Source organism: Myroides sp. C6-3 (assembly GCF_050522425.1).
In the GTDB taxonomy this organism is placed as follows: Bacteria; Bacteroidota; Bacteroidia; order Flavobacteriales; family Flavobacteriaceae; genus Flavobacterium.
The window spans coordinates 43,376-64,536 of the sequence record NZ_JBMVQP010000015.1 but is presented as its reverse complement, the minus strand read 5'-3'; the positions used below and the strand labels follow the sequence as shown (position 1 = coordinate 64,536).

Genomic DNA, 21,161 nt, shown 5'->3' with positions numbered 1-21,161 from the left:
GCTATTTTTGCTATTCAATTGCTAAAAAAAGGGAGTTAAAATACTAATTCAAAAATAATATAGTCAATCTTTTCTCTTTTTTTTATTTGCTATAAAAATTCAATTAAGGAAAGAATTAACACTTTTCGCTCTATTTGTAGCGCTTTATTTCTATAGTCTTGCCTTTCCTTGGGGTCTCTTCTAGTCTAGGTATAATTTTTATCCAAAAAAAAACTGGCTTTAAAGCCAGTTGAATTCCTTAAAAATTATTTCGAATATTTCGTATTAACGGTTCTAAACCATTTAATTTTAATTCGTAGACTAAGGCTAATTGTTGGCCTAATTTTCCTTTGGGAAAGCCTTTATTGTGATACCAAACAACGTAATACTCGGGTAAATCAATCAAGTATTTTCCTTCATATTTACCGAAAGGCATTTTGGCTTTAGCCAATTCAATTAGTTCTTTCTGATTGTCGAGCATTATTTCTGCGTCCAATTAAAGGTTACTTCTTTTTCAATTTCAGGATGTAAGCTCAAGAGAACAGGGCAATGCATAGCGACGCGTTCTAAAATCACGCGTTGTTTTTCATCTGCATTACTCCACATGCTAATGTTTAAGGTGATTTTTTTAATGCGTCTTGGATCTGCTTGCATTTCCTTATACACCTCAATCGTCGATCCGACAAGATCTACATTCATTTCATTGGCTTTAATTCCCATAATGGTCATTGCACAAGAACCTGCCGCATTCGTGACCATATCCGTGGGAGAAAAGGCTTGCCCTCTTCCATGGTTGTCTACTGGTGCGTCCGTTACTATTTTTTCTCCTGATTGTAGGTGAACTGATTCCGTTCTTAAATCGCCTAAGTATTTTATTTTTGATAGCATTACTCTACTACTTTTACGGTTAAATCATTGTTATATTGCAGGATATAGACTCCTTTATTGCGAATTGTTCCTTCTGGATTTTTGCTGTACACAAATTTATTTTCAATTTCTGTCGACTTCAGTCCTAGGGATCCTGTAAATCCTTCGCGTTGGAACATACGCAAGATTACGTCTAATGTGACATCATAACCGCGAATAGCAAAGCGATTGGGCATGGCGTTATTTTGCGCCTTGTATTCACGAGCAAAGGCAGAATCCAAACTCGTTTCGCTATCTCTTGTTACAGAGGGAAATGTATAATTTAATCCGACTAGTGTTTCAATTTTTATTTCACCGTAATCAAATACCTCATTTTTGTCAAATGAAGCAACCTGAATATCAAATTTATCCGTTCTATTTTTCAACTTATCCGTTAAAAGCAAAGCCGATTCAATGCTGTTGGAATCGAGAATAAAAACGTTGTTTTTTTCTGCGATTAAAGTTTTATCGATATCCTTTAGTTCTTTAGTTTCAATCAGCTTAATGTTTGGATAGTTTCGCTGCATAAAGCGTTTGGTTGAGGTTTTTTTCTCATCCACGATAACGGTAATTTTGCTATTTCCTTTGATGAAGTACTCCAATAGTTCTTGTTTCAATACATCTCCGTAAGGCATGGTTTGCACCAATTGTGGTGAAGGATTTGCTTTTTCATTAGACAGCGGTGATACTAATACAATATCGCTGTTTGGCAACGCTTTTACCGCTTCATCTACATTGCTTTGAAAGAAAGGACCAATTACCACTTCTGCCTTGTCCAATGCCTCTCCTTGAAGGATTCGCTTCACATCAGAACTGTTTTTTGTTTCATTAGAATCAAATACTTTTACGGTCAGCGGCAATCCCATGCGAGTAGCTTTATCAATAGCCAATTTAGCACCTAAGTAAAAATCCATCGTCATATTTAGAAAACCATCCGTTTTCATTCGATCATTGATATTATCCCCGATGCGCGAGGTATTGAAGGGCAATAACAACACCAATTCTTTGGCTGTATATCGATCTACAGCGGTGGTCAAATCGACAAAAGCTCCTGAAGGTTCTACCGTCCATTTTGGTTCTGTTGTTATTTTACTGGGTGTTCCTTCACTTGAGGGAATTTTTAATTCCATGCCTATTTGCAAGCCACTTTTTCTCAATTCTGGATTTGCCTCTATCAATTCTTCTACCGACAGCTTGTGTTCTTTGGCAATGCTAAATAAAGTTTGCTTTGGTTCAATCGTAAGGGTATAGTAGCTTTGATCCCCTAATGAAGTTGAAGCAACGGGCTTTGTTTCACTCGTTTTAGGTGCTTCTGTTACATTTGTACCTAAAATTGGTACTTTGATCTTTTGTCCGCTTTTTAATCCATCGCTTAGGGCTGGATTAAGTTCCATTAGCTTTTGAACGGATGTTTGATACTCCACAGCCAAACTATACAAGGTTTGTCTGGGTTCGATATCCACTTCCTTATACCCCACTTGTGCTTTATCCACAGGAGTTACTGCTTTAGTTGCAGGTAACATCACAGTAACATTTGCCGTTTGATCTGTGGCGGCCGTTGTAGCTGCAGGTGAGACAACTAGATGGCTATCTGTTTTTAAGCCATTGCGCTCTAACTCTGGATTCCATTGGTATAAGTCTTGTACACTAACGTTGTACATTCGACTAATGCCAAAGACCGTCTCCTTGGCTTGTACAAGATGTGTTTTTCGCTTTGAATCTGTAACTTGTTCTGCTTTTTTTGCAACAGGGGTTTCGGTTGCTCCTGTTTTTCCTGTCTTTTTACTTGCAGGAACTTGAATAACATCGCCTTCTTTAATTCCTGTTTTCGCCTCTGGATTGAGCCTCAATATCTCACTTACTGATATTTTGTTCTCCCGTGCAATCTTGCTGATTGTCTCTCCCTTGCTTACGCGATGAGATGTATAATTTTGCTCCTGAGCGAAAGCTAATCCACTGGTAAAAATAAATGCTGCTAAAGCTATAACAAGTTTCTTTTTCATCTTACTAATTTTATAAAAGCGAATAAGTCGCTATACAAATATACAGCGACTTATTTATTTTTCTAATTTTATTCCCACTCAATCGTTGCAGGTGGTTTAGAACTGATATCATATACCACTCTATTTACCCCTTTAACTTTATTGATGATTTTATTTGAAATCTCCATTAAGAACTCATACGGTAAGTGTACCCAATCAGCAGTCATCCCATCTGTAGAAGCCACTGCACGCAAAGCCACTACCTTCTCGTAGGTTCTTTCGTCTCCCATTACTCCTACTGAATTTACAGGCAATAGGATTGCTCCTGCTTGCCAAACTGAATTGTATAATCCGTGCTCTTTTAATCCATTAATGAAGATGGCGTCAACTTCTTGTAAAAGGCTCACTTTTTCTGGTGTGATGTCTCCTAAAATACGAATGGCTAATCCAGGACCTGGGAAAGGGTGGCGTCCTAATAATTCAGGATCAATTCCCATAGAAGCTCCAACTCGGCGTACTTCGTCTTTAAACAACATACGCAAAGGTTCTACGATTTTCAATTTCATGAAATCTGGCAATCCACCCACATTGTGGTGTGATTTAATGGTAGCCGATGGTCCTTTCACAGAGATGGATTCGATTACATCTGGATAGATTGTTCCTTGCCCTAAGAAAGTGGCATCTTGAATCAGTTTGGATTCGTCATCAAATACCTCGATAAAAACGCGTCCAATTGTTTTTCGTTTTGTTTCAGGATCTTCTTGGCCTGCTAAAGCATCCATAAAACGTTGAGAAGCGTCTACTCCTTTTACGTTTAATCCCATTCCTTCATATTGCTTCAATACATTAGCGAACTCGTTTTTGCGCAATAATCCATTGTTTACGAAAATACAGTGTAAGTTATCCCCAATGGCTTTGCTCAACAAAACAGCAGCAACAGTAGAATCAACGCCTCCTGAAAGTGCTAAAACTACTTTTTCACTTCCTACTTTTTCACGTAAATCCGCAATGGTCTCATCAACAAATGATGCGGGAGTAAAATCTTGTTTTACACCTGCAATATCAACTAAGAAGTTTTTCAATAATTGAGCGCCATCGGTTGAGTGATACACTTCTGGGTGGAATTGAATAGCATAAGTTTGCTCCCCTTCAATTTTATAAGCTGCGTTGGTCACATCTGCCGTACTAGCCAATAAAACGGCATTGGTCGGTAAGGCTTTGATCGTATCGCTGTGGCTCATCCACACTTGGCTGTTTTGTGGAATATCTTTTAAGAAAGGATCTTCAGCAATAAAAGCAAGATTTGCTCTTCCATATTCGCGTGTATCTGAAGGAGCTACTTCACCGCCAAAGAAATGCGCCAAATACTGTGCACCATAACACACTGCTAATAAAGGCATTTTACCTTTAATCTGAGCAAGGTCTGGATGTAAAGCTTCCTGTGAACGAACAGAATAAGGACTTCCTGACAAAATTACCGCATTATACGCTGATAAATCCTCGGGTAAACCGTTATAAGGCAGGATCTCGCAGAATATATTTAATTCTCGAACCCTTCTCGCAATTAACTGTGTGTATTGCGAACCAAAATCTAAAATAAGTACATTGTGTTGCATATGCAAAAATAGATATTTCACACAGACTACAAAAAAGTTTTATCGCATTTTTTTTATTGCAAAAAACACAATACAATTAGCAAATAAGCTACATAAAATAACTATTTTCACATTTAACCCGATTAATCACGCAAAAACTAAACAAAAAGCATTTTCCCCTATATCAATTCACTTGTTCTTTACTTATATTTGTACTTTATGTATCTCCGCTATCGCTTAAAATAGAGGGATAAATCTTTAAATAGACTTTAAATAGACTTTGTATGGACTTTGGAATTTATGAGACCTTAATGTTGGCTTGCCTTGTTCTTTTATTAGGACATTATATTGTATCGAAAGTGAATTGGTTACAAAAATATAATATTCCTGAACCCGTTGTCGGCGGTTTTTTAGTTGCGCTATTCACTTGGGGAGCCCATGCATTTTTGGGAACAGATTTTACGTTCAACGAAGCTATTCAGCAAAGTATGATGTTGGTTTTCTTCTCTTCGATTGGGTTGAACGCTGACTTTTCTAAACTGTTACAAGGGGGTAAATCTTTGGTTATTTTCTTGATTTTAGCAGCCGTTTTTATCATTTGTCAAAACTCATTGGGCGTTATACTTGCCAAAATACTCAACCTCGACTTGCGTTTTGGTCTAATTGCGGGTTCAATTACACTCACGGGAGGCCATGGTACAGCTGGTGCATGGGCGGATGATTTCGCTGTAAGTGGCAATCCCCTTTTAGGTGCGAAAGAGATCGGAATGGCTTGTGCTACATTTGGGCTAATTTTTGGTGGATCTATTGGTGGTCCACTTGCCTATCGCCTACTAAAGAAAAACAACTACAAAGAAGTGGATCCCGCAACCATTGAAAAGCAAGAAGAAGAACAAGATATTACCAAATCCAAGAACTTCTCTCCTATTAGCTATACCAGCATGATGCATACCGTAACCATGATGGCCATCTGTTTGGTTTTAGGGCAATGGCTAGCAGATTGGAACACGCAGTTCTCTTTTAAATTACCCACATTTGTTTGGTGTTTATTCATTGGATTAATCATTCGAAATAGTTTAACCTATATCTTTAAATATAAAGTACACAGCAGAAATATTGATGTTGTCGGCAATACAGGACTCTCTATCTTTTTAGCTTGTGCCTTGATGTCCCTAAAATTGTGGTTAATTGTAGACTTAGCTCTGCCTATTTTACTTATTCTAATTATTCAAGTTTCACTCATGTTGTTCTTTGCCGCGTATGTTACCTATCGCTTTATGGGGAAAGACTATGACGCAATTGTACTCAGTGCAGGTCATTGTGGCTTTGGACTAGGCGCTACCGCTACCGCAGTTGCCAATATTCAAGCAGTTACCAATCGATTCGGTCCTTCTTATAAGGCCTTTTTAATCATTCCTTTGGTCGGTGCCTTTTTTATCGATATCCTTAACGCTTTGATTTTAAATGTATTTTTAACGTTTATTTCTTAAGGGTGATCAGTGAACAGTGAATTTTTCTGAAATAAGTGTGTTTTCTTTAAACGAAAATCTCACCAACAAAAAACCAACAAAAAAAAACAAATATGCAACGTATTTTAGCTATCGCAATTCTTTTATTAGGACTCTATATGATTTTCTTAGGAATTAAATCAAGTATGCAACCTCCTCTTATTACGGGAATCGGATTCATCCTTATTGGGTTCTTGTTTTTGAATAGCAAGAAGTAAGGGGAACGGTTAACGGTTAACAGTTAACGGTTAACAGTTAACGGTTAACAGTTGACAGTTGACAGTGGACGGTGGATTTTTCTGAAAAACGTACAAAAAAAAGCCAACCCTTTCGAGGTTGGCTTTTTTTTAGTTTGTATGTTTGTAAATAAGTTTTGTATTAAAAGGTTATTGATTCCCTTTTGCGTAATCAGCTAAGAATTGAGCTAATCCGTTATCTGTAAGTGGGTGTTTTAACAATCCTAAAATAGCAGATAAAGGCCCAGTCATTACATCGGCACCGATTTTTGCACAGTTAACAATGTGCATAGTATGACGAACTGAAGCAGCTAAGATTTGTGTTTCATATCCGTAGTTGTCATAAATTTGACGAATCTCTTCGATTAGCACTAATCCGTCTGTTGAGATATCATCTAGTCTTCCAATAAAAGGAGAAACGTAAGTAGCTCCTGCTTTAGCAGCTAACAAAGCCTGTCCAGCAGAGAATACCAAAGTAACATTTGTTCGGATTCCCTTTGAAGAAAAGTATTTACACGCTTTTACTCCTTCTTTCGTCATAGGTAATTTCACAACGATTTGTGGGTGTAAAGCAGCTAGCTCTTCTCCTTCTTTAATCATTCCTTCGTAATCAACAGCAATTACTTCTGCACTCACATCTCCTTCTACAAGATCGCAAATGGCTTTGTAGTGATTTAAGATGTTTGCAGCACCTGTGATACCTTCTTTAGCCATTAGTGAAGGATTAGTCGTCACGCCGTCTAATACTCCAAGTGCTTCTGCTTCCTTAATTTGATCTAAGTTAGCGGTGTCAATAAAAAACTTCATAAATTTAAAACTTAAAATTTGTTATGTTGTGTGCCAAAAATACGATATTAATTCCCGTTTACCGTATTCTTCTGCCTCTTTTTTAGCCTTTAATTTTATAGTGATTCATTAGGAGTTTTTCATACATTTTTCCTGGTAGAATCTTTTTCAAAAACAGCGAAAACTTTTGCATTGGTGCACCAATCACGTAGCGTACTTTGGGGTTAGGAGTTTGGATAATTTTGTATATCGCATGTGCCATTTCCATAGGGTCTCCTCCACTATCTACGTGTTCATTCATCATATCTAAAGACATTTTGTAGACATCTTCATAAGGGGATTGCTCTAAGACAGGGGCATGATAACGTCCTGCAGCAATATTGGTGGCAAAATCCCCCGGAGCCACATTCGTTACTTCAACACCAAAAGGTTTAACTTCCATACGCAAGGATTCAGTGATTAGCTCTAAAGCTCCTTTTGAAGAGGAATAATACCCTCTAAAAGGCAACCCCATATAACCTGCAATGGATGTAACGTTAATGATTAATCCTTTTTTCTGTTTGCGCATCGTTGGCAAAACTGCTTTTATTACTGCAATGGGACCGAAGACATTGGTTTGAAAGTTATTGACAATTTCTCCTGTCGGCACTTCTTCAATTGCACCTGTAATTCCCACTCCTGCATTGTTGATCAAAATATCAATGCGCCCTTCTTTCGCAACAACTGCTTGAACAGCTGTTGTGATACTCTCTTCGTCTCGAACATCTAATTGTACCAAAGGAAATACCGAAGTGGCTACGCCAGCTGGATTTCTACTTGTTCCATACACTGTAAATCCCTTTTCTTGTAAAAAGGTTCCTATTGATTTTCCGATACCTGATGATCCACCTGTAATAAAAACTACTTTACCCATGCTTTTTCTTTATTTCAACAAATATAACACAACTAACAAAAAAGACAATTGGAAGTAAGCTTTTAAAAAACAAATGAATTATACTACACGCTCAAACATTCAAAATAATTAGTATTTTTGAAACAGGCAAAATGCCTGTATTCCAAAAACAGCTTTCCATATGAAAAAGTATATCCCCTTACCCGCACTATTTTTAATAGCGTTGGCTTTCGTACAGTGTCACTCTCCTCAAGCGGTGGTACAACATGATCCTATAGCTACTAAAGAGGCTTATTTTAACCGAATTTCTAGGGACTCCATCCAAAAGAGCTTACTAGTTTTAACAGCAGATAGCTTAGAAGGACGTCGTACAGGAGAGCCTGGTCAGAGAAAAGCAGCTCATTATTTAGCAAGCTACTATAAGCGATTAGGCATTGGTACGCCACCAAACACAAGTAGTTACTTTCAACCTGTTCCCGCTTCTTTTATGACCAATTGGCAAATGAAACTAAAGGATAGTGAAAATGTTTGGGCTTTTATTGAGGGAAGTGAGAAACCTGAAGAGGTATTGGTTATTTCTGCTCATTTTGATCATATGGGTATTCTGCTTAACAAGGTGTATTATGGGGCAGATGACAATGGCTCGGGAACTTCTGCGGTTATGGAAATTGCCCGTGTATTTCAATCACTCGTAAAGGAGGGAATCAGACCGAAACGATCGGTTCTTTTTCTCCACGTAACAGGTGAAGAGTTTGGCTTATTCGGCTCTAAATACTATACACAAAACCCACCTATTCCCCTGTCTCAAACAATTGCCAATCTCAATATTGACATGATTGGAAGACGAAGTGAAGAGCATCCCTCTACGCAAGACTATATCTTTTTAGTGGGATCAGACAAACTAAGCCAGGATTTACACGATACAGCGGAAAAAGCCAATACGGAATCTGTACAGCTTGTTTTGGATTATACCTTCAACGACGATGACGATCCCCAACAGATTTACTATCGCTCTGATCATTACAGCTTTGCCAAAAATAACATCCCAGCGATTTTCTTTTACAACGGAACGCATGAGGACTACCATTTACCTTCTGATACTTTTGATAAAATAGATTTTCCTATTCTAACCAAAAGAACACAACTAATATTTGAAACAGCTTGGAAATTAGCAAATGGAGACCACAGACCCAGACTCAACTAAATTGAGGGTAAAAATGGCAAAAATCGCTGATATTTCGATTTTTGTTCTGTGTTTTATTCACCTCATTCTTTGGATCATGCGCGCTTCCTATATCACAGGTTCTCACACAGGTGAATGGACGGCATGGGTATACAATCAGCTATACACGGTGATGTATTATGCGCTGTATATCTTACCTATTGCCTTGGGGTTGAGTGTAATCAACAGAAAATTATCCGTCGACTCTTTTGCTTTCTTGTCTTTGAAGTCGTTGGTTATTACCTATATACTTATTTTTATTTTGAGATAAAAGGATGAAGCATTATGCGCTTCTGCTAAGGCAAGACTCCCTTCTTTTCTCTACTTTGAGTCGGGCATTGACCAATAGCCTACAATCGTTTGTTGCTCCAAAAGTACTTCTACTGTTATCTTCTGTTCATTCTTAATTAATATTGCATCCCAAGGTTGAAGATCCCAAAGATCGCCGTTGATTACTGCGGATCCTACTTCTAATGCAAATAACAAGATAAAAGGTTGATGGGTTTTAAAGGGGTGATTGCGTACCTCAACTACCTCATCGATAATACGTTTGTGAAGCATCAAATTGAAATCAGTTCCTTGCGTATAAGAGGTAATGGAATCGATTGACTTAAATGCAAACAATTCGTGATTTTTATACTGCTTGTCTATTCCATTGATGGTTAATTGCAACGGACCATCGAGCATGGCTAAATAGCGATGGTAGCCTTCGAATTTGGTAAATTCAGAAGGAATAGCCTCTATGGTGGCACTGCTGATTCGAAAGTCAAAATTTCGATTCGCATAAACCGCTTCTTTGGGATAAATTGCATACTCCCTTGTTTGTCCACCTGTCCATCGACTAGTGATTACCCTGTCTTTTGCTATGAATTCAATATGCATGTTAACTGGTTCTTGAAAACTCAAAATTACTACATTTTCTACGTCCTTAACTCCCTAATTCTAGTTGATTTTTTACTAGGTTGTAGTATTCTCCTTTTTGAGCAACTAACGTTTGGTGGTTTCCTTGCTCTATGCATTTGCCGTGTTTCAATACCACAATATGATCCGCTTGTTTGACGGTCGACAATCGGTGCGCAATGATCAATACGGTCTTTCCATTAAAAAAAGCTTGTAAATTATCGTGAATAACTTTTTCATTTTCAGCATCTAAAGCAGAGGTTGCTTCATCAAAGAAAAGGTAATGTGGATTCTTATACACGGCGCGAGCAATTAAAATACGTTGTCTTTGTCCTCCAGAAATTCCATTACCAACGGCACCAATTCTAGTGTGATACCCCAAGGGTAATGCTGAAATAAAGGATTCAATATTAGCTATTCGTACAGCATTAGCTAATTTTGATTCACTAATTGCTTGATCATTTGTTGCAATATTACATGCGATCGTATCCGAAAAAATGTAACCGTCTTGCATGACTACCCCAGCATTTTCTCTAATACTTTTGGGCGATAAGGTTGATACGTCTTCTCCATTATACTGAATACTCCCTTGGGTTGGTTCATAGAATCGTAAAAGCAACTTCATCAGTGTTGTTTTACCACTTCCACTAGCCCCTACAATAGCGGTGACCTTACCTTCTGGAAAAAACAAATTTAGGTTTTTCAATACATAAGGCGATTTGGGGCCTTCATACTGAAAGGAGATGTTTTTTAAATGAATTCCACGGATTTCAATTTTTTCTTGTTTCTCTTTTGTAACAGTTAAGGGTCTTAAAGACTCTTGCTCTTCGATGGAATGTTGTTGCACTTCATTTAATCGAGTTAAACTCAACTTTGCATCTTGGAGTGATCGGAAAAAAGAGATGAGTTGATTTATTGGACTATTCATCTGACCGATGATATAAGAAACACTAAGCAAAGCACCTAAGGACATTTTTTGATGCACCACTAAATAAGCTGCAAGAAAGGTTACAACGATATTTTTCAACTGATTGATACATTCGAATCCAGAGAGTTGCACTTGATCTACTTTTAAAATCCTTCTATTAATAACGAAAAGTTTTTGTTGTATTTCTTCCCATTCGATGCGTTTGCTTTCCTCTAATTGGTTTAATTTCATCTCAGCAACACCATTTATAATTTCATAAATTGCTTCTTGGTTTTCACTGCGTTGTTGAAATCGAAAATAATCAAGTGCTTTTCTCTTTCGCATCCAATACAAAGACCAAGCAATCGAAACAAGGGTTAAAGTCAAATATACAAGAACAATTTGTATGTCATAATACCACAATACCCCGAAGAATACAGAAAAGGTAAACATCGAAAAAACCGTTAATAAACTATCTGAGGTTAAGAACTGTTCAATTCTTTCATGATCTTGAATCCGTTGATTGAAATCGCCCATCAATTTAGTATCAAAAAATTTGATGGGCAGTTGTAATAGCTTCTTTAAAAAATCGGAGATAATTTGAATGTTGATTTGGGTTCCCATAACCAACAAGATCCAATTTCTAGAAACACTGAAAACAATATTCCCTAAAAAGAAAGCGAGTTGAACAATCAATACATAGGTAATCACCGCTAAGTTCGATTTATTTACTCCTTCATCAATGAGTTGTTGGGTTAAAATAGGGAAAACCAGGGTTGTCAATGTTCCTAGAAACAGTAATCCAACTAACTGTAACACTTGTTTACGAAAGGGTTTGAGGTAGTTGAGCAAATAGTGAACTGTTTGCTTCTGGGGTTTGGGTATGGACTGATTAGAAAAGGATTTTGTCGGTGTCAAAAGCAAAGCAACTCCTCGCTCTCCATCAGCTAACCAAGCTTTTTCAAATTTCTCTTGGGATAAGGCAATCAATCCAAAGCCTGGATCTGCAATTTTGTATTGGGTTTGTTTAGTAAAAATGGAAGTTGATCTTTTATACAGAACAACAAAATGATTTTGATTCCAATGCAAAATACAAGGTAGCAACGCTTGTTCTATATCTTGTACTTTAATTTTTACTGCCTTTGATTTTAATTCTATTTTCTTAGCAGCCAAACTAATCCCCAATAAGGAAACGCCTTCTCTCGAAATGAAACACTGTTCTCGGATGTATTGTATGTCTACTTCTTTGCCGTAATGTTTGGCTATCATCGCTAAACATGCAGGACCGCAATCCATTTGGTCGTGTTGGGGGGTGAAGATCATTTATGGTATATCTTATTTATTCATTGTTAATAAAACATGTTCAATATGTTGCTTATCTTGAGTTCTATTCTTAATAAAACTGTGTATTATATTCTGACAATCTTTAAAAGTACAATCATTATTCTTCATTAATATCAACTCTAGTTTTGATAAGATTGTACAGAGCATAATATCTGGCAAAATATTTTGAACAGGTGACTCAAACAAATCTATAATACATAGCTTAGCCTCCATATAATTCTCCTCGTAATACAACTTTAAAAAACTAAATCCTAGATGAAAAACCGAATTATCATCATTATTGCTTTTCAATTCAATCTGTATCATTAAGTCTCTTAATTTGTCTTCAGCTAAATATTTTAAAAGTATAGCATCTACAATATGAGACGTCCAATAAAAGCTACTTTCAATATTTCCTACGTCATACTGTTTCAATAATCTACCTTCCTTATTGTAAACAGAATACAAAATAAGTTCTATTGCAAGACTATTTGCGGTTTGAAAATCTTTGGAACGAAAATATACTTTAAACAAGTTTAAAATTTGTTCGCCTTTTAAAAGGGTTTCTAACTTTAAATTCCCTTTTAATATCACATTCGCATTTTTTATACAATTCTCTATATCATATGATGCTAATTTGAAATTTGAAATTGAATAGTAATAATAAGCACGCATAGGAAGATATGAAAGGCTTAAATAAAATTTAAGCTCGTTATCAAGGGAATCATACAATCTATCCATTTCTTGTAGGTCAGCTTCACTCTTTCTATTGGAATTATTTTTAAATAAGAGAAAAGTCTTTTGTATTTTAGAAAATGTATAAATCATCAATACTCTTTTTTTACTTGGAATTAGAGAATTAATAAAATCCAGTATTTCTAAAAAAATAAAACCTCTTTCAATGTTTTTCAAAGGTTCATTTTTTTGTAAATATTTTTCTAATAAAAAAGCGGTGTTATCCATCATCAATCATTTGTAAAATTATACATGATATCGTCAAGATATTGAAGAGAGAGTCTATCCTCAATATTGTACTTAAAAGAAGGGCATGCTGGATTTCCTTTATACCAATTTATTGGACAACTACCTCCACAGACTGGAAGAAAATTACAGTTCTTACACCAAGTATTATATCTACTATTTTTAATATCTTCATACCAATTACCTAGAGGAAGTTTCTGTCTATTTTTCTTACTAAATTCACTATTTATATGACCTATGATAAAAGGACTATCCACATAATCAAACTTTGGAGTATAAGGTACTTCCCAGCAATAGGCTATTCTACCTTTAGTGTCAATTATTTCCGAATTTTTATCTGTTATCATACAAGTAGAAAATTTTCTTTGTGGTAATAAAGGGAGATTTCTCTTGAACCCTAACTGTCTTAATTTAATTAAATAATCAATTTCGATTTCACCAAAGGCTTCAGATGAAAGACCAAATTCCTGATGAGCTTCATTTTTCCCCCAATCATGAATCGGTTCAAACTGCATGCTTATCTTCTCTTGTAATCCTAATCTATAGATACTATCGATAAGATTATTAATGTCTAAGTAATTTTTTTTACTAACATTACATCTGATTAATATATTACATCTATATTCATCGTAATTAGCGCTGTTCACTGCGTTTTTAATATTAGTCAAAATTTGGTCATAGGTCTTTCCCTTTTTACTTTTCATAAACCTACTACCATCATGTAATGATTCAGTACCATCTAATGTTATTTGAAATTGGGTTATCCCCATTTTAGTAAGTTCCATAAAAACCGACTCTTTCATTGCTAAACCATTTGTAATAATAGATGCCGTATATTGTATGTCTCTCAATTCTGTATAGTTAATTAATTTTTGACTTAAATATCGCATACCATTAAGTCCCAACAAGGGTTCAGCTCCATACCAAGTGATTTCTACTCTTTTATAATTGTACTTATCTATCTGATTTTTCAAATATTCAAAAATTTGGTTTGATTGATCATTTGTTAGGTTAATCTTCTCATGAACTTGTCCGCAATATTCACATCCAAGTTGACAATTGGCTGAAGGTTGAATTGTATAGCTAAACACGTCTGAACTTGTTTCCATAGCTGCAACAAAAGAATTAATTATCGTTTCAAATTCATTTTCTTTTTCAGGAACAAGAATCTCATTACTAAAAAGTTCTAGTAAAGAAGAACTATTAATATTTTCTAACTCATGCTTTTCTATTAAACCAAAAATTAAAGATTTTATCCTCAGTAATTGTGATGTTCTTGTAGAATACACCAACGTAAACCCATTTTCTAATTCAGTTTTTGCTATATATTGAGACAGTTTAAACATTTTTCATTTTTTTTAATTTCTCTACTACTTTTTAATGTTTTTCCCTACTTATAAATAGTCTTATTGAACTATTAAATAGTTCAATAAGACCTAATTAGTTTATTTATTTGGTTCGAGCACATGATAAACTCCACATGCAAATCCTGAACAATCAGATTCTTTTTTCTTCAAAGCTTGATTTCCCCCTCTCAACTTAATAATTTCTGAATCTTTTAAATCTGATTTCTTGTCGATGTCTTTAAGAAAGACTCTTAATTTTTCATTTTTCATTTTTGATAAATTTTTAATTTACCTAAACTTGAATAGGCTTTAGGCATCTCCTTTATTTATATATAAATGTTTTTGTTCCTTTTCATTTATTTAGAACAGCTATTTTTAATCTATATTCTTTTAAGAATTATAACAAATTAGTAACAACCATGACATCTCCTATAACAGCGTCAGCGTCTTAAAGAACAACTAACCCACAACCGCTTATTCAGTTAATACACCCTACCCTTTTCCTCTTCATTACTCGTATTTTGTTGTTTTACTGAAATATTTTTATTCCCAAAGGAATAAGACAGAGAGAATCGAACATATTGTGTATCATAGTATTGTTTGAACGTTTGAAATACATTTTGAGTTGTATTAGAAAGTAACATTCGATCCGATCCGAAGATATTATTAGCGTTCAATGAACACTGCAATTTCTTATCTACTAGTAAAAACTTTATTCCTGCGGTTACATTGGAATTTGGACCTGCCTTATTTCCAACATAGTAGGAATCAAAATCTTGTTCATAACTAATTTCAGCTATCACTGTCTTTGCTTTATTAAAGGTCAAGGTAGTCGTAGCGATAAAATAAGCGCCCCAGCCAGAATATTTGGGTTTTAAATAAATCGTATTTGTTTTGGATTCCGCATAAAATGTATTGAATTCAAATGTATTGGTCCACCAAGAAAGAATATCAATACTTGCATACATATTGTAATTAATACTATGCGTGGAATAATAATTTGACTGCGTAAATTTTTGAAAATTGTGTTCTTCATTATGCGTCGTCAGCTGTCCAAATCCGTCCTTCACTTGACTAAGAGATACCGTCGTATTCAATCTATTTTTGAAGGAGTGAGAGAGTTCTAAAGTTGTAGTAAAAGAAGGCTGTAAAAAAGGATTACCTTCTTCGTAGGATGTTGAACTTAAATACCATCGGGCTGGATTCAAATTCGCATAAGAAGGGCGTTGTATCCGCTTACCATAGCGAAAGGAGATATCGTGATTGTCATTTAATTTATAAGCAACATATAAAGTAGGAAACAACTCCATATACTTTTTCTTGTTGGTTTGATTCACGCTAAAAGAACTCCCTTCATTTTGGGTAGATTCAGCGCGTAAACCGGCTTTTATCTGCCATTTTTCTCCCCATGATTTAGCACCTGAAAAATAGAGTGCCTGCGTATTTTCTCGATAAATAAAATAATCCTCTTGCTGATTTACTGGTTTTAGTTCTTCTACTGTCTCAATATCAATATCACTGTTGATTTTAGTGAAGCTTATTTTTCCGCCAAATTCCAATGTTGTCCAAGCATAAGGAAATTCAAAATCAATCTGACTCGACAAATTATCAATATGTTGCGTATTGCTATTATTTACTATTGTAGTAGCATGGAAGGGATCCGAAGCCTGAATCATTTCAGTGGTTTGTTTATTCTTTTTAGCTGAGGAATAGAGGAAATAATCCACATCTATTGTATACTTCTTACCTAGCGTATCTAATTTCGTCTCCAATGCTACTGTAAAAGCATGATTGTAATTATTGTTCTCTGCATTACTTTTGGAAGATAAGTCCCTAGATAAACGTTGATCTTCTTTCTTGTAAATCGCTGTTACCCCATCTTCCTCCGTCTTTGGTGTAGCCTTACTCCCTATGTATTGAAAACTAATCTTACGCTTATCATTAATAGCGTAACCAAGGTTAAACATACTAGAAAAACCTAAATTTTTCATCTGATCATATAAATCACTTTTCCAATGTTCTTGAGGATAGTAGTAATGAATTTCATTGGTGTAAATAGTTTTGTTTTGCCTCAGTGACGCGTCTATTAATAGGCTTACCTTATCTTTTTGATAATTGAAGGTATTACCAAAAGAAGTCGATGGGTAAGTTGCCTGTGTATAAGCAATTCTACTGGTATTGCTCCAGCTGTTCTGTGTTGATTTTTTTAATTTAATATTAATCATTCCGCCATCTCCTTCAGCACTGTACTTTGAAGGTGGAGTTGTCATTACCTCAATACGCTCTATATTGGCACTAGCTATTCCCTTTAAATATTGAATTAATTCATCTCCTGATAATAGGATAATTTTATCATCAACCAAGATTGAGAGATTGGACTTACCTGCTACGTCAACCTTATCATTTTTAACTCGAACACTAGGCGTTGCTTTCAGTGCATCTAAAGCATCTCCACCACTAGCAGCAACCGAATTCTCCACGTGAAAAACCAAGCGATCTACTTTGCGTTCGATGAGTTTATTCTTTGCTGTAATGGTGATACTATCTAATACGACTCCTTCATCAACTGTGAGTTGACCTAAGTTGATATCTTGAGTTAACGTGATAGCTTGACTGTATTTTTCTTTGCCAAATTCTGCGAGTGTCAACGTATAGTTTCCACTTACAGCAGATAACGTAAAATTGCCTAAACTATCCGTATAAGTATGAGGCGGGTTAGAATCAGTGGCATTCACGAGGTAAACATCCACAAATTCAACAGGGTGATTTTTTGTATTGACGACCTGTCCTTCTAAACGAAAAGATTGACTATAACTCGCACCTCCTAAGAGCAATAGTATAAAAAAAGAATGAAGGGGTATTTTATACATAATAGAACTATTTTTTAAATCAATATATAAAAATCAAACACAACGAGTTGACTATCATTATATTGTGATTTATTTTATCTAAATTATGTGATTTGTTTTTATTAGTTGCTACACTCAGGGGTAGTTTTTTGTATCACATGTCAAAACCGCTCTTTAGGGAGTATAAATAGTCCCTACTCTTAGGAGTAGTTGAAAGATTAAACCTCTCATACAATTAAGAGTCGGTGTAGGCACATGCCCCTATTCCTAACACTATTCAAACATTCAACACTTATTACATACAGCTAAGAAATATCTTTGATTTACATCTATTATTTTCTATTATTTTTAAAGTAAAACCTCTATACCGATTATGGAAAAAAGAAAAAAAAGAAATGGACAACAGGAAGAAATGGAAACAAGCTCTCCTAACTATCAAGAAGCTGTACAAGCCTTAGCTAGAATGACATATAAAAGCATTTACATCATTGATCATCAAAAGAAAGTATTTGATTATGTATCGGATAATCCACTTTTTCTTTGTGGATATTCCGCTCAGGAAGTACAAAAAATGGGATTTGATTTTTATACGCAATGCATCCCAGACAGTGATCAGAATACATTAATTAAAATAATGAAAGCGGGATTTAATTTTTTGCAAGCTATTCCCATTGAAGAACGAATACAGTATACATTAGCCTGTGATTTCCACCTTAAACACAGGCGAATTCCCGTCTTTTTAATTCACCACGAGCTAACTCCACTTTGTTTAACAAAAACCGGAGAATTGTGGAAATCTATTTGTATTGTCTCTCTTTCTACCGCGCATCACATAGCAAATAGTAAGATCTTTAAGCGAAACAGCGCATCTACATGGACGTATAATTTAAAGCACAACACATGGAAACCCGAAATCAAACCTAAACTTTCCCTTAGAGAATTGGAAATTTTACAATACTCCATCAGAGGGTATCAGATACAAGAGATAGCTTCTTGTCTCTATTTAACATGCGATACAATTAAATTCCACCGGAAAAAGATTTTGGAGAAACTCCAAGTACATACTATAGCGGAAGCTATTCGCTTCGCTATTGTCAACAAATTACTTTAACAATCCCTATTCCATGTCTCCCTATAAGTACAAAACACGAACTGCGTTCATGTTTTGCATCATAAGTTTACTCTTTTAAAAAAAGCGTTTGATCACATGGAAGATTTGAAGAACATCTTTTAAATCATATTCCATAATGGAATAATTAGCATTGCGACTTGACAATTGGACCTTTTGCGTCTTAGAGTCGTATTGAATAATATCCTTGTGTAGAATATGATCTTTGGTCACCAAAATAAAACCATACTTGGTTCGCTTAAATCCCTCTCCCCACAAATCTCTATTCACCTCTCTAGTTAATACCTCTGCACCGTTAGGAGTATCTTCTATATTTCCTGCATTCATTGTTTCTCCAATGACTTCAAAGGCTTGATAATATCCTAATTCAAAGTAATCAACAGAAAACTCAACGCTGTCAAAGTACTTTTTTAACTCTTCTACTTCTAAATAGTGTTTACTATAGGTTGCGTGTTTAGCAAATGGAACCTTAAAAACCTCAATATACATCTTTCCGCCTGGATAAAACGTAAAGGTATTTCCTCTCTTATTATAAAGAATCTCAGGTATATCACTTTTTGTCAAGTAGGTCGCTTCATTGTCCATCAACAAATTAATCCCTTTCATTTGTCCTTTGATTACATCTTCTTGCACAATTTTGGGCTGTGATAAAAACAAACTTCCCTCTCCAGTAAGCAACCATTTTCTATTTAAAATTGGCGCAAACGTAACAAGTCGATTGACAAAACTATTGCTGAGATTGACACGTCCATTAATAATCTGAGAAAAAGAGGACTTCTTGTACCCTAATTTTTGAGCTAAGTCTGTGTGATTTTTAGCTAGCCCTTCGAAGACCACCCATTTAACTGCTTCATTGACACGTTGAATTTTATCCATATATATAAAGAATTTATGAAAAATACACGAACAGTATAGGTAATAATTTTGGAAAATCTAAAACTTCGTTCGTATATTTGTTTTCTACCTAAAAGACAAAAATAAATAAAATACAGCAACAAATAACACACAATAATGATAATTAAACAACAATTACAAATATTACTTATAAATAATACAATAATCAAATATTTAAAATTCAGTTCTTATGAAGTCAAATTTATCTTTCCCATCTCAACTTGACTTTTCTTCCGATTTATTGCAAAAAGTAAATCGATGTATAGAGGAAAATCTCATTTATACCCTTTGGTATGGTCCTGTTTGGGGGTCTCAACAATTTCGCGTTTTATGGATGTACACATCAAACAAACTTGAACTCGAGCGTATATTTTCGACGAGCTATTCTACCTCCCTTTTTTCTAAGCATCAGGTGCTTATAATCGTACTCGATGCAAAGGATATGTCCTTCCACGATCAAATAGGCAATACGCTTTTTAAAACTAGCTTAACGAAAGACCGCCTCATTTATCAGCAAAGAGATTTCTCTTTGCAACCGCGACTGTATAAGCCTATAAAGGAATTTAAAACGCAGTATTTGGATAAACATGCGCTACTTGCTGGATATTGTCACGATTTTGTTGCTTCCAAAATTAGCGGTAGTAATTTGGCGTATATGAAGTCTTTAGCCTATAGCTTTGAGGTGCTAGAACTTCTTCTTTTAGGAGTTAAAAATACGTGTGATTCGTTTACGGATCGACTGCTTTTATTGGAGCGTATTCTTCCTCAGATGAAAACACTTTTTGTAAAAGGCAAGAATCGATCCTACTATATGTTAGATTATTTGGATCAAGACGATACGTGGAATGATGCCCTAGAAAAAGTGCAACAAAATCTCCTGGAAATTGTATTGGATGTCTTAGAGGATATCGATCTGGAAACGACGCTACTCACTTCTAAACAAAAGAGCAAAAAGAAAACGAAACCTTCATTCAAATACAAAGAGAAGCTACTGCCTCTACTTGAAACAAACTTGGTTGAAGAGATCTACCAATTTCACGAGACGCTGTATTGTAAAGAAGGAAGGCAAATCCGACAATGCTATCTCGTGGTGATAACCACTAAAAAAGCCACAAAGGAGTTTCAAGAAATAAGCAGGGCTATTGCCACAAAAGACGCTGAAATTCACTTTACGATGCTCTCCCATACTCGGCTATATATTCAAGAACATGCCGATTTATTTGCAGCGTTTTTTAAGCCTATTTTAAAACCAAAAAACTGCCTCTACTCTAGTGGTTATTACCCCCAAATTCACTGGCAGAAAAAATACTGGACCTCGGAACAGGACTACCCTGCTCTTTGGAGAAAAAACTTAGAAAAATCGGATAAAATGATTCAACATGATTTACAACAACAAACGAATGAAATGTTTATCAGCACGTATCAATTACACCAATGCCTTGTCGTAAAGTTACAACTTTACATCCTACATCACCTTGCTTACTTACCTAATACGAGTCACTTAGACACTTTACTACAACTAGCCCTTTATGCACAAAATAAGGAGGCGACAACGTTAAATAGTCTATACAATCAACTGGGACCTTTACTATTTGTGTATACGTCTCAAAAAAGAGAAGAAAAAAAATATAATTTGGTATTAGATCCTCCGACGATTCAACGCTTAAAACAATTTTTTTCTACTATTGAAGTCTTAAAAGCCTAAGTAGCTAAAACAAATAACACT

Annotated in this window: 19 protein-coding genes; 6 read left to right on the top strand and 13 right to left on the bottom strand. The window is 35.4% G+C overall.

Translation table 11 applies throughout. The features are described from left to right. Positions 1 to 238: 238 nt before the first annotated feature. The 4 genes from ACPDG9_RS08335 to guaA all read right to left on the bottom strand — a co-directional run bounded on the left by ACPDG9_RS08335 (position 239) and on the right by guaA (position 4,483). Complete coding sequence (locus tag ACPDG9_RS08335; RefSeq protein WP_002985168.1) at positions 239 to 460, bottom strand: DUF3820 family protein; 222 nt, start codon at positions 458 to 460, stop codon at positions 239 to 241. After that, on the bottom strand, positions 460 to 867 hold the full coding sequence (locus ACPDG9_RS08330; protein WP_430527301.1) for an OsmC family protein: 408 nt from the start codon (positions 865 to 867) through the stop codon (positions 460 to 462). Before ACPDG9_RS08330 ends, ACPDG9_RS08335 begins: the two co-directional genes overlap by 1 nt. Continuing rightward, the gene (locus ACPDG9_RS08325; protein ID WP_430527300.1) at positions 867 to 2,888 is read right to left on the bottom strand and encodes a LysM peptidoglycan-binding domain-containing protein; all 2,022 of its coding nucleotides are present in this window, start codon (positions 2,886 to 2,888) and stop codon (positions 867 to 869) included. The genes ACPDG9_RS08330 and ACPDG9_RS08325 overlap by 1 nt, the downstream gene beginning before the upstream one ends. A gap of 68 nt (positions 2,889 to 2,956) precedes the next feature. After that, positions 2,957 to 4,483, bottom strand: coding sequence for a glutamine-hydrolyzing GMP synthase (gene guaA, locus ACPDG9_RS08320; RefSeq protein ID WP_430527299.1), 1,527 nt, complete (start codon positions 4,481 to 4,483; stop codon positions 2,957 to 2,959). A 263-nt stretch (positions 4,484 to 4,746) separates the two neighbouring features. Here guaA and gltS point away from each other — a divergent pair, with 263 nt between their 5' ends. Then, positions 4,747 to 5,952 (top strand): sodium/glutamate symporter, encoded by a 1,206-nt coding sequence (gene gltS / locus ACPDG9_RS08315; protein ID WP_430527298.1) that lies wholly within the window; start codon positions 4,747 to 4,749, stop codon positions 5,950 to 5,952. A gap of 92 nt (positions 5,953 to 6,044) precedes the next feature. Next, complete coding sequence (locus ACPDG9_RS08310) at positions 6,045 to 6,188, top strand: hypothetical protein (protein WP_430527297.1); 144 nt, start codon at positions 6,045 to 6,047, stop codon at positions 6,186 to 6,188. A gap of 168 nt (positions 6,189 to 6,356) precedes the next feature. Here ACPDG9_RS08310 and fsa read toward each other — a convergent pair whose 3' ends face one another. Beyond that, positions 6,357 to 7,013: a fructose-6-phosphate aldolase gene (fsa, locus tag ACPDG9_RS08305; RefSeq protein ID WP_430527296.1), complete on the bottom strand. Its 657-nt coding sequence runs from the start codon at positions 7,011 to 7,013 to the stop codon at positions 6,357 to 6,359. A gap of 82 nt (positions 7,014 to 7,095) precedes the next feature. Further along, entirely contained in the window at positions 7,096 to 7,905 is an 810-nt protein-coding gene (locus ACPDG9_RS08300; protein WP_430527295.1) for an SDR family oxidoreductase, read from the bottom strand. Positions 7,906 to 8,065: 160 nt separating this feature from the next. On the opposite strand from ACPDG9_RS08300, the gene ACPDG9_RS08295 reads away from it, so the two are divergent. Then, on the top strand, positions 8,066 to 9,088 hold the full coding sequence (locus ACPDG9_RS08295) for a M28 family metallopeptidase (protein ID WP_430527294.1): 1,023 nt from the start codon (positions 8,066 to 8,068) through the stop codon (positions 9,086 to 9,088). Positions 9,089 to 9,101: 13 nt separating this feature from the next. Next, positions 9,102 to 9,377: a hypothetical protein gene (locus ACPDG9_RS08290; RefSeq protein WP_430527293.1), complete on the top strand. Its 276-nt coding sequence runs from the start codon at positions 9,102 to 9,104 to the stop codon at positions 9,375 to 9,377. A 50-nt stretch (positions 9,378 to 9,427) separates the two neighbouring features. Here ACPDG9_RS08290 and ACPDG9_RS08285 read toward each other — a convergent pair whose 3' ends face one another. From ACPDG9_RS08285 to ACPDG9_RS08260, 6 genes are all read right to left on the bottom strand, one after another. After that, complete coding sequence (locus ACPDG9_RS08285; protein WP_430527292.1) at positions 9,428 to 9,988, bottom strand: HutD family protein; 561 nt, start codon at positions 9,986 to 9,988, stop codon at positions 9,428 to 9,430. Positions 9,989 to 10,034: 46 nt separating this feature from the next. Next, positions 10,035 to 12,236, bottom strand: a complete 2,202-nt coding sequence (locus ACPDG9_RS08280) for a peptidase domain-containing ABC transporter (RefSeq protein WP_430527291.1) — start codon at positions 12,234 to 12,236, stop codon at positions 10,035 to 10,037. A gap of 12 nt (positions 12,237 to 12,248) precedes the next feature. Further along, positions 12,249 to 13,202, bottom strand: a complete 954-nt coding sequence (locus ACPDG9_RS08275; protein WP_430527290.1) for a hypothetical protein — start codon at positions 13,200 to 13,202, stop codon at positions 12,249 to 12,251. After that, positions 13,202 to 14,563, bottom strand: coding sequence for a radical SAM protein (locus tag ACPDG9_RS08270; protein WP_430527289.1), 1,362 nt, complete (start codon positions 14,561 to 14,563; stop codon positions 13,202 to 13,204). Before ACPDG9_RS08270 ends, ACPDG9_RS08275 begins: the two co-directional genes overlap by 1 nt. Before the next feature lie 99 nt (positions 14,564 to 14,662). Continuing rightward, on the bottom strand, positions 14,663 to 14,833 hold the full coding sequence (locus ACPDG9_RS08265; RefSeq protein WP_430527288.1) for a hypothetical protein: 171 nt from the start codon (positions 14,831 to 14,833) through the stop codon (positions 14,663 to 14,665). Between the two features lie 212 nt (positions 14,834 to 15,045). Then, a complete protein-coding gene (locus tag ACPDG9_RS08260; protein ID WP_430527287.1) occupies positions 15,046 to 17,433 on the bottom strand; it encodes a TonB-dependent receptor domain-containing protein in 2,388 nt (795 codons plus the stop codon). Between the two features lie 352 nt (positions 17,434 to 17,785). Here ACPDG9_RS08260 and ACPDG9_RS08255 point away from each other — a divergent pair, with 352 nt between their 5' ends. Continuing rightward, positions 17,786 to 18,523 (top strand): response regulator transcription factor, encoded by a 738-nt coding sequence (locus ACPDG9_RS08255; RefSeq protein WP_430527286.1) that lies wholly within the window; start codon positions 17,786 to 17,788, stop codon positions 18,521 to 18,523. A 75-nt stretch (positions 18,524 to 18,598) separates the two neighbouring features. On the opposite strand, the gene ACPDG9_RS08250 is transcribed toward ACPDG9_RS08255, so the two are convergent. Next, a complete protein-coding gene (locus ACPDG9_RS08250; protein WP_430527285.1) occupies positions 18,599 to 19,417 on the bottom strand; it encodes a hypothetical protein in 819 nt (272 codons plus the stop codon). A gap of 208 nt (positions 19,418 to 19,625) precedes the next feature. Here ACPDG9_RS08250 and ACPDG9_RS08245 point away from each other — a divergent pair, with 208 nt between their 5' ends. Continuing rightward, entirely contained in the window at positions 19,626 to 21,140 is a 1,515-nt protein-coding gene (locus ACPDG9_RS08245) for a hypothetical protein (RefSeq protein WP_430527284.1), read from the top strand. Positions 21,141 to 21,161 lie beyond the last annotated feature (21 nt).